At 50.7% G+C, this 11,465-nt stretch carries 9 protein-coding genes; all 9 read left to right on the top strand.

What is annotated here, in order from left to right; translation table 11 throughout:
* Nucleotides 1–113 precede the first annotated feature (113 nt).
* The 9 genes from ftcD to EV202_RS06570 all read left to right on the top strand — a co-directional run bounded on the left by ftcD (nucleotide 114) and on the right by EV202_RS06570 (nucleotide 11,109).
* Nucleotides 114–992 carry a glutamate formimidoyltransferase gene (gene ftcD / locus EV202_RS06610; protein ID WP_106069185.1) on the top strand — a complete coding sequence of 293 codons (879 nt, stop codon included), beginning with the start codon at nucleotides 114–116 and terminating at the stop codon, nucleotides 990–992.
* Nucleotides 992–2,242 (top strand): imidazolonepropionase, encoded by a 1,251-nt coding sequence (hutI, locus tag EV202_RS06605; protein WP_131926253.1) that lies wholly within the window; start codon nucleotides 992–994, stop codon nucleotides 2,240–2,242. Before ftcD ends, hutI begins: the two co-directional genes overlap by 1 nt.
* Nucleotides 2,243–2,286: 44 nt before the next feature.
* Entirely contained in the window at nucleotides 2,287–2,916 is a 630-nt protein-coding gene (locus tag EV202_RS06600) for a cyclodeaminase/cyclohydrolase family protein (RefSeq protein WP_125239201.1), read from the top strand.
* A complete protein-coding gene (gene hutH / locus EV202_RS06595; RefSeq protein WP_131926251.1) occupies nucleotides 2,913–4,409 on the top strand; it encodes a histidine ammonia-lyase in 1,497 nt (498 codons plus the stop codon). Before EV202_RS06600 ends, hutH begins: the two co-directional genes overlap by 4 nt.
* Before the next feature lie 158 nt (nucleotides 4,410–4,567).
* The gene (locus tag EV202_RS06590) at nucleotides 4,568–5,230 is read left to right on the top strand and encodes a TetR/AcrR family transcriptional regulator (RefSeq protein ID WP_106069181.1); all 663 of its coding nucleotides are present in this window, start codon (nucleotides 4,568–4,570) and stop codon (nucleotides 5,228–5,230) included.
* Nucleotides 5,227–6,579, top strand: coding sequence for a TolC family protein (locus EV202_RS06585; protein WP_106069180.1), 1,353 nt, complete (start codon nucleotides 5,227–5,229; stop codon nucleotides 6,577–6,579). The genes EV202_RS06590 and EV202_RS06585 overlap by 4 nt, the downstream gene beginning before the upstream one ends.
* A 12-nt stretch (nucleotides 6,580–6,591) precedes the next feature.
* Nucleotides 6,592–7,608, top strand: a complete 1,017-nt coding sequence (locus EV202_RS06580; RefSeq protein ID WP_131926249.1) for an efflux RND transporter periplasmic adaptor subunit — start codon at nucleotides 6,592–6,594, stop codon at nucleotides 7,606–7,608.
* Between the two features lie 31 nt (nucleotides 7,609–7,639).
* Nucleotides 7,640–10,789 (top strand): efflux RND transporter permease subunit, encoded by a 3,150-nt coding sequence (locus EV202_RS06575; RefSeq protein ID WP_106069178.1) that lies wholly within the window; start codon nucleotides 7,640–7,642, stop codon nucleotides 10,787–10,789.
* A gap of 26 nt (nucleotides 10,790–10,815) precedes the next feature.
* Nucleotides 10,816–11,109, top strand: coding sequence for a PG0541 family transporter-associated protein (locus EV202_RS06570; protein ID WP_106069177.1), 294 nt, complete (start codon nucleotides 10,816–10,818; stop codon nucleotides 11,107–11,109).
* The last annotated feature ends 356 nt before the right edge of the window (nucleotides 11,110–11,465 follow it).

Below are 11,465 nucleotides of genomic sequence, written 5' to 3'. Positions count from 1 at the left end.
CAGAAACAATAAATAAACAAATTAATTACCCCGGCCTTATCCCGACACCCGCTTCTCCCCTCCCTACGGGGGGAGTGGTCGGGAGGTGAGGCTCCTTTTATTAATATAACAGTATGGACAAAGTAATGGAGTGCGTCCCCAATTTCAGCGAAGGACGCGATTTGGAGAAGATAGACAAGATTGTGGCCCCTTTCCGTGCCCGTCAAGGTGTGAAACTGCTGGATTACAGCAACGATGAAGACCATAACCGGCTGGTAGTTACCGTGGTGGGCGAACCCGAACCATTGCGCGACGCCGTGCTCGAAGCCATCGGCATAGCCGTCCGGCTCATCGACCTGAACAAGCATCAGGGGCAGCACCCCCGCATGGGAGCGGTAGACGTGGTTCCTTTCATCCCGATAAAGAACGTGACGATGGAAGATGCCATCGCACTCTCCAGAGAGGTGGGCGAGGAGGTGGCCAAACGCTACGACCTGCCCGTCTTCCTGTACGAGAAGTCGGCTACGGCCCCGCACCGCGAGAATCTGGCCGCCATCCGCAAAGGAGAGTTTGAAGGCATGGCCGAGAAGATAACACAACCCGAATGGCAGCCCGATTTCGGTCCGGCCCGCCGGCATCCCACCGCAGGAACGGTAGCCATCGGAGCACGCATGCCCCTGATAGCATACAACATCAACCTCAGTACCCCCAGTCTGGAGATAGCCCACGACATCGCCAAGAAGATACGCTTCATCGGCGGCGGTCTGCGCTATTGCAAAGCGATGGGCGTGGAACTGAAAGACCGTGGCATCACCCAAGTTTCCATCAACATGACGGACTATACCCGCACCGCCCTTTATCGTGCTTTCGAGTTGGTACGCATCGAAGCCCGCCGCTACGGTGTCAGCATCGTGGGGAGCGAAATCATCGGTCTGGTGCCTGTCGAGGCGTTGGTTGACACGGCGGCCTATTATCTGGGGCTGGAGAATTTCACGATGAAGCAAGTGCTGTAATGGAGAACCTGATCATCTTCAATGCGCGTGTTGTCACGCCCGTCGGTTTCTCAGCCCGTCGCGGCGGGGAGATGGGCAAACTGCGCATCATCGACAATGCTACGGTGGAGGTGACCGACGGCACGATAACCTACGTCGGCGAGAATCGTGGCGAGAACCGTGACGGCTATTACCATCGTTATTGGCACTACAATGCCCGTGGCAAGTGCCTGTTGCCCGGTTTCGTAGACTCTCATACGCATTTCGTGTTTGGCGGCGAGCGTGCCGAAGAGTTCTCATGGCGTTTGAAGGGCGAGAGCTACATGTCCATCATGCAGCGTGGTGGCGGCATTGTCAGCACGGTGAAAGCCACCCGCGCCTCCAACTTTGTGCGCCTGCGCAGTAAAGCCGAAGGATTCCTGAAACAGATGAGTGCCATGGGAGTCACCACCGTGGAAGGTAAAAGCGGATACGGATTGGATAAAGAGACTGAGCTCCTTCAGCTCCGTGTGATGCGCAGCCTCCATAATGACGAACATAAGCGGGTAGACATCGTTTCCACTTTTCTTGGCGCACATGCCGTTCCGCCCGAATACGGCGGGCGCACCGACGAATACGTGGATTATCTCATCCGCGAAGTGATGCCTTGCGTAGTTCAAAACGACTTGGCTGAGTTTTGCGACGTCTTCTGCGAACAGGGCGTCTTTTCCATCGGGCAGTCGCGCCGGCTGTTGCTCGCCGCCAAAGAGATGGGGCTTGCGTTGAAACTCCATGCCGACGAGATTGTGCCTTTGGGCGGTGCCGGATTGGCTGCCGAACTCTCTGCCGTCTCGGCCGACCATCTGCTGCACGCTTCCGATGCCGACATACAGGCTATGGCCGACAAGGGTGTGGTGGCTACCTTGCTTCCATTGACAGCCTTTGCGCTGAAAGAACCCTATGCCCGTGGGCGGGAGATGATTGATGCCGGTTGTGCCGTGGCGCTTGCCACCGACCTGAATCCCGGCAGTTGCTTCTCCGGTTCCATTCCTCTTACATTCGCTTTGGCCTGCATCTACATGAAGATGAGCATTGAAGAAGCCATCACTGCCCTGACCCTGAACGGTGCGGCCGCCCTGAACCGTGCCGGCAGCATCGGCAGTATCGAAGTTGGTAAAAAGGGCGATATGGTTGTGCTGAATACGGATAATTATCATTTCCTACCTTATTATATAGGGATGAATTGTGTCAATACCACAATCAAGGAAGGGGTATTGTATCCCACACCTTGAACTAAAAAACGTAATAACCTTATAACTTAAAAAGAGTACATACTATGTTAGTAGATTTAACCGTTAAAGATTTCTTGGATAAGGTGGCGGGCAGTGATCCCGTTCCCGGTGGCGGAAGCATTGCCGCATTGAACGGAGCCATAGCTTCTGCTTTGGCTGCTATGGTTGCCAATCTCACCCTTGGAAAGAAAGGCTATGAACTTCATGAAGAACTGATGGGGCATATCGCCAAACTTGCTTTGCAGCAAAAAGAAACTTTTGTGAAAGATATAGACCGCGACTCGGAAGCCTATGACGCCGTGTTTGCCTGTTTCAAGATGCCGAAAGCCACGGACGAAGAGAAAGCCGCACGCAGCGCCGCCATTCAGGAAGCCACCAAATTTGCCGCCCTTGTGCCGATGCAGGTGGCACGCAATGCCTACGAACTGATGACACTCATCATGGACGTGGCTCGCTTGGGCAACCGTAATGCCGTCACCGATGCTTGCGTGGCCATGATGTCCGCCCGCTCCTCTGTGCTGGGTGCGCTGATGAATGTACGCATCAACCTCGGTTCGCTGAAGGATAAGGAGTTTGTTGCCAAGCTCAGCAACGAGGCCGACGAGTTGGAACGCCTTGCCTGTGCAAAGGAGAAAGAACTGTTGGATGAAATCAATCAAGAACTGAAGGTATGAACAATGTCTATTATGTAGGTTCGGGTGAGCTGACCTTCGACCTCATCGAACGCATCATCAATGAGAACCTGAAGCTGGAGCTGGCTCCCGAAGCCAAGCAGCGCATACAGCGATGCCGCGATTATTTGGACAAAAAGATTGCGGAGTCCGAAGAGCCTCTGTATGGCATCACCACCGGTTTCGGCTCTTTGTGCAGCAAGAACATCTCGCAGGACGAGCTGGGTGTCTTGCAGGAAAACCTGATAAAGAGCCATGCTTGCAGTGTAGGCGAGGAGATACGGCCGGTCATCATCAAGCTGATGATGCTGCTCAAAGCGCATGCCCTTTCTTTGGGACATAGCGGTGTGCAGGTCATCACCGTGCAGCGCATTCTCGATTTCTTCAACAACGACGTGATGCCGATTGTCTACGACCGGGGTTCGTTGGGCGCATCGGGCGACCTCGCCCCGCTTGCCAATCTCTTCCTGCCCCTCATCGGTGTGGGCGACGTTTATTACAAAGGTAAGAAGCGCGAAGCCATCAGCGTGCTCGATGAGTTTGGTTGGGAACCCGTGAAGCTGATGAGCAAGGAAGGGCTGGCATTGCTCAACGGAACTCAATTCATGAGTGCCAACGGCGTCTTTGCCATCCTGAAGGCTTTCCGTCTTTCAAGGAAGGCCGATTTGATTGCTGCCCTTTCGCTCGAAGCCTTCGACGGACGCATCGACCCGTTCATGGATTGCATCCAGCAGATTAGGCCGCACAAAGGACAGATAGAAACCGGCGAGAACTTCCGCAAACTGCTGGATGGGAGCGAACTGATAGCCCGCCCCAAGCAGCACGTGCAAGACCCGTACTCTTTCCGTTGCATTCCTCAAGTACATGGTGCAACGAAAGATGCCATTCGCTATGTATCGTCTGTGCTGCTGACCGAGATAAACTCCGTTACGGACAATCCTACCATCTTTCCCGATGAAGACCGCATCATTTCCGGCGGTAACTTCCACGGACAGCCGTTGGCCATTTCGTATGATTTTCTCGGCATTGCCCTTGCCGAACTGGGAAATATCTCCGAACGCCGGGTGGCCCAACTCATCATGGGATTGCGCGGGCTGCCGGAATTTCTGGTTGCCAATCCCGGCTTGAACTCCGGTTTTATGATACCCCAATATGCGGCGGCTTCTATGGTGAGCCAGAACAAGATGTATTGTTATGCTGCCAGCAGCGACTCCATTGTCTCCAGCAACGGACAGGAAGACCATGTCAGTATGGGAGCCAATGCAGCCACCAAGCTCTATCGCATTATGGGCAACTTGGAGCATATTCTTGCCATCGAGTTAATGAACGCTGCTCAAGGCATCGACTTCCGCAGACCGGCAAAGACCTCGCCCGTTTTGGAACGTTTTCTGCATGAGTATCGCAAAGAAGTGCCATTTGTAAAAGAAGACATCGTGATGTATAAGGAAATTCATAAGACGGTGGCTTTCTTGAACAGAACCAAGTTCGAGTATTGATTTCTCATCAATAAGCATGCAATAACCATAATATTTATTAATTCTTAATGAAATAGAAAGAAAACTGAATTAGCGAATTTCGTTTTCTTTCTATCTTTGTCCCGTATTTGTTCCGATATGGAGCGGTAATTAATTTTTAAGGATAAACAAAGCGGAAAATGAGCGGGCAAACGAAAAGGACAGCATCGCGGGCGGAACTGAAAGAACGTATTATCGGTGTAGCCATGAGTTCCTTCATGGAACATGGCATTAAAAGTATTACCATGGACGATATTGCTGCGTCCTTGGGTATCTCCAAACGTACTCTCTATGAAGTGTTTCCTGATAAAGAAACGCTGTTGGAAGAGTGCATCCGCAAAAAGCAAAAAGAGAGTGATGAGTTTGTGAATAGTATTCTCTCCACTACCGACAATGTAATGGAAGTAGTGTTGCGCATGTTTCTGTGGATCATAGAGAAGTATCATGCCACGAACAAGAGTTTCTTTGAAGACATTAAGAAATATCCCAAGGCTTTTCAACTGATGGACGGTCGCCGTCGTCATGACTCGGAAGAGACACTCAAATTTTTCAAAGAGGGTGTCCGTCAGGGTCTTTTCCGCGATGATATCAACTTTTCCATTGCCGGATTGTTAGTGTACAACCAACTCGATTTGCTGATGAATTCGGACATCTGCAACCAATACTCCTTTATAGCTGTTTACGAATCCATTATGTTCACTTTTTTGCGTGGCATCTCTACGGAGAAGGGCGGCAAGATGCTGGAAGATTTTATCCGTGAATATAGAAAGAACTTAATAAATAAATTAAATACTGATTTATGAAGATGCAGAAAATGAGAACGCTGCTGCTGGCTGCCGTACTGATGTGTGCAGGCGGTCATGCAAGGGCGCAAGAGGCTACGGAAGCCCTGACTCTGAATCTCGACAAGGCACTGGAAATAGCGCTGAGCGATAATCCTACCATCAAAGTGGCCGAAGAGGAGATAGCTTTGAAGAAAGTGGCCTATAAGGAGACATGGCAAAACCTTTTGCCCGAAGCGGGGCTTACAGGTACGCTGAACCATACCATTACGGCAGCTGAAATCAACTTTGGCGGGCAATCCTTCAAGATGGGGCGAGACAACTCGAACACGGCGACGGGAGTGTTGAGTGTCAGTCTTCCTCTGTTTGCCCCCAGTGTTTATCGAGCCATGTCGATAACAAAGGCAGACATAGCATTGGCGGTGGAGAAATCGCGTGCTTCCAAACTCGATTTGGTGAATCAGGTAACGAAGGCCTACTATCAGTTGATGCTGGCGCAAGACTCTTACGAGGTGTTGCAGCAGAGTTATAAGGTAGCTGAAGAGAACTATGAGGTGGTTAATGCAAAGTTCCGGCAAGGCAAGGTCAGCGAGTTCGACAAGATCAGTGCCGAGGTGCAGATGCGCAGTGTAAAGCCCAATCTGATTTCGGCCGCTAATGCGGTTACGCTTGCCGGATTACAACTGAAGGTGCTGATGGGCGTTACGGCTGATGTGACACTTCGGATTGCCGACAGTCTGGCCCGGTACGAAACCGATTTGTTTGCTACCCAGTTGGAACCGTTGGATGACAGGTTGGCAACCAATTCTGCCATGAAACAACTGGAACTGAACCGGAAGCTGCTGGAACTGAATACCAAAGCTCTGCATGCCAACTTCCTGCCCAAACTAAGCATGAGCTATTCTTATCAATATCAGGCATTGAACAAGGATCATTGGAACTTGTTCGATTACGGCCGTTGGCCGCATAGTTCTTCAATCATGTTCAATTTGAGCATGCCACTCTATCGGGCCAGTAATTTCACGAAGCTGAAGACCAACCGTATACAGAAAAATCAATTGGAACAGAGTCGCATCGACACCGAACGGAAGCTGAACATGCAGGTGACAAGTTATCGAAACAGTATGGCCGCCAGCTCCGAACAAGTAGCCAGCAACAAGGAGAATGTGCTTCAGGCCAAGAAGGCGGTAGAGATAGCCGGTAAACGCTACGAGGTGGGAAAGGGTACTGTATTGGAACTGAACACGTCGCAAGTGCAGCTCACACAGGCCGAACTGACCTATAATCAATCCATTTATAACTATCTGGTGGCTAAGGCCGACCTTGAACAAGTTTTGGGAAAAGACTACATTATTAACACACAAAAGTAAAAAATCAACGATATGAAGAGAGGTTTTCAATGGATGGCCCTGCTTGCTGTAGCATTGCTGGGCGCTTGCAACAGTGGAAAGGATAAAAATGCCGTGAATCAGTCGGAAGAGAAACTGAAAGTAAAACTGGCAGCAGTGGCCGCTCGCCCCGTAGAGCAGATACAGGAGTATACAGCTACGGTAGAGGCAGAGGTGAAGAACAGCATCGCCCCTTCATCACCCGTGCGCATTGACAGGATATGGGTGGAAGTAGGCGACCGTGTGGTCAAGGATCAGAAGCTGGTGAGCATGGATGCCGCTAACCTGAAGCAACTTAAGTTTCAGTTGGACAACCAAGAGGTTGAGTTCAACCGCATCGACGAGCTCTATAAGGTAGGTGGCGTTTCCCGCTCGGAATGGGATGCAGCCAAGATGAATCTGGATATTCGCAGGACTTCCTACAACAACATGCTGGAGAACACTTCGCTGGTCAGCCCGATAAACGGAGTGGTGACAGCACGCAACTATGACAACGGCGACATGTATGCCGGTGGTACTCCCGTACTTGTCGTAGAACAGATCACCCCGGTGAAGATGCTCATCAACGCGTCCGAGAACTACTTCACGCAAGTGAAGAAAGGTGAGAAAGTGAATGTGCGACTGGATGTTTATGGCGATGAGACTTTCGAGGGAACAATCAGTCTGGTCTATCCTACCATCGACTCCAACACCCGCACGTTCCCGGTAGAGATTAAACTGGCCAACCGTGACCAGAAGGTACGCCCCGGCATGTTCGCCCGTGTCACCATCAACTTCGGAACAAAAGACAACGTGGTGGTGCCCGACCTGGCCATAGTGAAGCAAGCCGGCACAGGCGACCGCTATGTATATGTATATAAGGATGGAAAAGTTTCTTATAACAAGGTAGAACTTGGACGCCGCATGGGGCAAGAGTACGAGCTCATATCGGGCATACCCGACCATTCGCAGGTGGTGATTGCCGGACAGGCAAAGCTGACCAATGGTGCGGAAGTAGAAGTTGAGAAATAAATCATCATTTTAAAATTCATCATTCAAGAATATGAGCTTATACGAAGGTGCGGTTAAGAAACCGATTATGACCTCGCTCTGCTTTCTGGCAGTAGTGATATTTGGTCTGTTCTCTTTGTCCAGACTACCTATCGATTTGTATCCAGACATCGATACGAACACGATCATGGTGATGACGGCCTATCCCGGTGCCAGTGCATCGGATATAGAGAACAACGTGACTCGTCCATTGGAGAATGTGCTGAATGCTGTCAGCAACTTGAAGCATATCACTTCTCGTTCTTCGGAGAATATGTCTATGATCACGCTGGAGTTCGAGTTTGGAAAAGAAGACATCGACGTGTTGACGAACGATGTGCGTGACAAACTGGACATGGTAAGTTCTGTGCTTCCTGATGCTGCGGAGACCCCCATCATTTTCAAATTCAGCGCGGACATGATTCCCATTGTGTTGCTGTCTGTGCAGGCCAATGAGAGCCGGTCTGCACTTTACAAGATTCTGGACGACCGCGTGGTGAATACTTTGGCACGCATACCCGGAGTGGGTACGGTCTCTATCAGTGGTGCTCCGAAACGCGAAGTCCAAGTATATTGTGACCCTTATAAGCTCGAAGCTTACAATCTAAGCATCGAAACCATCAGTGCCATTATCGGGGCAGAAAACAGAAACGTGCCCGGCGGTAATTTCGATATAGGAAACGAGACCTATTCTCTGCGTGTGGAAGGAGAGTTCTCTGATACCCGGCAGTTGGGGGATGTTGTGGTGGGTGCTTACAATGGAGCAACCGTCTATCTGAAAGATGTGGCTAAAGTAGTGGACACCGTGCAAGAACGTGCGCAAGAAACTTACACCAACGGAGTGAAAGGAGCCATAATAGTTGTGCAGAAACAATCAGGTGCCAATTCGGTAGATATTGCCAGGAAAGTGCAGGAGGTGCTTCCCCGTTTGCAGAAGAATATGCCGAGTGATGTAAAGTTAGGTGTCATTGTCAATACGTCCGAGAACATTCTGAACACAATTGACAGTCTGACGGAAACGGTGATGTACGCCCTGCTGTTCGTGGTCTTGGTGGTGTTCTTTTTCCTGGGACGTTGGCGTGCCACATTGATTATCTGTATCACGATTCCGCTCTCGCTGATAGCATCGTTCATTTATTTGGCAATTTCGGGCAATACCATCAATATTATTTCGTTGTCATCTTTGTCCATAGCCATCGGTATGGTGGTGGATGACGCCATTGTGGTGCTCGAAAACGTCACTACGCACATCGAGCGCGGCTCAGACCCCAAGCAGGCGGCGGTGCATGGCACGAATGAAGTGGCCATCTCGGTAGTGGCCTCTACGCTGACCATGATTGCGGTATTCTTCCCGCTCACCATGATTTCCGGCATGTCCGGCGTATTGTTCAAGCAGTTGGGCTGGATGATGTGTGCCATCATGTTCATCTCTACCGTTTCGGCTCTGTCTCTCACGCCGATGCTTTGTTCGCAGTTGCTCCGTCTGCAACGGAAGCAGTCTAAGGCTTTCCTGGTCTTCTTTGCGCCGATAGAACGCACACTCGACGGATTGGATAATGCCTATGCCCGGCTGCTGAACTGGGCTGTGCGTCATCGTGCTTTGGTGTTGGCGGGCTGTGTGGCGTTCTTTGTTCTTAGTTTGTTGTGTGCCAAAGCAGTGGGTACCGAGTTCTTCCCGGCGCAGGATAATGCCCGCATCGCAGTGAAGCTTGAGTTACCCATAGGTGCACGTAAGGAAGTGGCACAGGAGATTGCACAGCGGTTGGCCGAACAATGGATGACGAAATATAAAGGCGTGATGAAGGTGTGCAACTATACCGTAGGCCAAGCCGATTCCGACAATACATGGGCATCCATGCAAACAAACGGTTCGCATATTATTTCTTTCAACATCAGCTTGGTAGACCCTGCCGACCGTGACATCTCCCTGGCTACGGTCTGCGATGAGATGCGCCAAGACTTGAAAGACTATCCCGAGTTCAACAAGGCGCAGGTCATCTTCGGTGGTAACAACACGGGTATGGCTGCGCAATCATCTGCCGATTTCGAGGTGTATGGCTACAGTATGGCCGAGACCGACAGCGTGGCCGCTAAGCTGAAGCGTGCATTACTTAAAGTGGAAGGTGTATCCGAGGTCAACATCAGCCGGAGTGATTATCAGCCGGAATATCAGGTGGACTTCGACCGCGAGAAACTGCCCTTGCATGGCTTGAACCTGACCACTGCCGCCGGATATCTGCGCAATCGCATCAATGGTTCCATCGCTTCGAGGTATCGCGAAGATGGCGAAGAGTACGACATCAAAGTGCGCTATGCGCCGGAGTTCCGTACCAGTCTTGATGCGATAGAAAACATCTTGGTATATAATGCCAGAGGCGAAGGCGTGCGCATCAAGGAATTGGGTACGGTGGTAGAACGTTTTGCACCGCCCACCATCGAGCGTAAAGACCGCCAACGCATCGTGACGGTGTCTGCCGTTGTTTCAGGGGTACCGTTGAGCAAAGTGGTTGCTGCCGGTAATGCCATCATCGACAAGATGGACATACCTTCGGAAGTCACCGTTCAGGTATCCGGTTCGTTCGAAGACCAGCAAGAGTCTTTCGCAGATTTGGGTACGCTGGGAGTCCTCATCATCCTGCTGGTATTCATCGTGATGGCTGCTCAGTTCGAGTCGCTAACCTATCCTTTCATCCTGATCCTCTCTGTACCGTTCGCCATAGGTGGGGTGCTGATGGCATTATTCCTTACCAACACCACGCTGAGCGTAATGAGCTTACTGGGAAGCATCATGCTGATCGGCATCGTGGTGAAGAACGGTATCGTACTCATCGACTACACCATCCTTTGCCGTGAACGTGGCCGGTCGGTCTTGAGCGCAGTGGTCACAGCCGGCAAGAGCCGTCTTCGTCCGGTATTGATGACTACCATGACCACCGTGCTCGGTATGATCCCGATGGCCATCGGTACAGGGCAGGGTTCGGAGATGTGGAGTCCGATGGCCATTGCCGTGATTGGCGGTCTGACGGTTTCCACCATCCTGACACTGATCTACGTTCCCACGATGTATTGCATCTTCGGTGGCATCGGTATCAAGCGTCAACGCAGGAAGATGCGTAAACAGCTCGAACTGGATGCTTACTTTGCAGCACAGAAAAATAACTGATTCTATAAACATATTATATATAAGGTATGAAATCTGTATTGATAACCTTTGACCAAGCGTATTACGAACGCATCATCGCCACACTGGATCGTCTGAACTGCCGCGGCTTCACCCATTGGGAGCAGGTGCGCGGCCGTGGAAGCAAAACGGGCGACCCACATTACGGCAGCCACGCATGGCCGTCCATGTGTTCTGCCATCCTCACAATGGTGGAGGATGAGCGGGTGGAACCTCTGCTGGAGGTGCTGCACGGCATGGACAAGAAAACGGAGCAGTTGGGCCTTCGGGCATTTGTATGGAATATTGAGAAGTCCATATAACAGACCGGTGTAATAAGAGAGAGCACCCCCTCCTCTCTTTACGGTTTTCTTTCAGGTGCGGATTACATGATACGCACGGGTTCTTGTTCATAAGAGCCGTGCCGATTCGTAAAATCCGTACCTTGTTTTTATACCATGATGTGGCCGACGTTCGATATAAGAAAAGAAGTAAACGAGATGCCGTCCAAAAGATGATGAGAACAGCCGGAAAATATCCCCTCCTTACGGAAGTATTTTACTTATAAGCGACTTATATGTAATTATTACTGTCCGCTAAACCATAATTATCTACTCCCAACTCGTTAACTATTACGTGTTGGGAGTATTTCTTTTTTCGGACAAGCCCCCTTATTTCA

The organism is Prevotella heparinolytica, assembly GCF_004342845.1.
Classification (GTDB): Bacteria; Bacteroidota; Bacteroidia; order Bacteroidales; family Bacteroidaceae; genus Bacteroides; species Bacteroides heparinolyticus.
Note: the sequence above shows the minus strand (reverse complement) of the source record. Positions and strands in the feature narration are given on the sequence as shown.

Coding starts and splice junctions, on each gene's coding strand:
- ftcD (WP_106069185.1), top strand. CDS start 114: ATGGACAAAGTAATGGAGTGCGTCCCCAATTTCAGCGAAGGACGCGAT.
- hutI (WP_131926253.1), top strand. CDS start 992: ATGGAGAACCTGATCATCTTCAATGCGCGTGTTGTCACGCCCGTCGGT.
- EV202_RS06600 (WP_125239201.1), top strand. CDS start 2,287: ATGTTAGTAGATTTAACCGTTAAAGATTTCTTGGATAAGGTGGCGGGC.
- hutH (WP_131926251.1), top strand. CDS start 2,913: ATGAACAATGTCTATTATGTAGGTTCGGGTGAGCTGACCTTCGACCTC.
- EV202_RS06590 (WP_106069181.1), top strand. CDS start 4,568: ATGAGCGGGCAAACGAAAAGGACAGCATCGCGGGCGGAACTGAAAGAA.
- EV202_RS06585 (WP_106069180.1), top strand. CDS start 5,227: ATGAAGATGCAGAAAATGAGAACGCTGCTGCTGGCTGCCGTACTGATG.
- EV202_RS06580 (WP_131926249.1), top strand. CDS start 6,592: ATGAAGAGAGGTTTTCAATGGATGGCCCTGCTTGCTGTAGCATTGCTG.
- EV202_RS06575 (WP_106069178.1), top strand. CDS start 7,640: ATGAGCTTATACGAAGGTGCGGTTAAGAAACCGATTATGACCTCGCTC.
- EV202_RS06570 (WP_106069177.1), top strand. CDS start 10,816: ATGAAATCTGTATTGATAACCTTTGACCAAGCGTATTACGAACGCATC.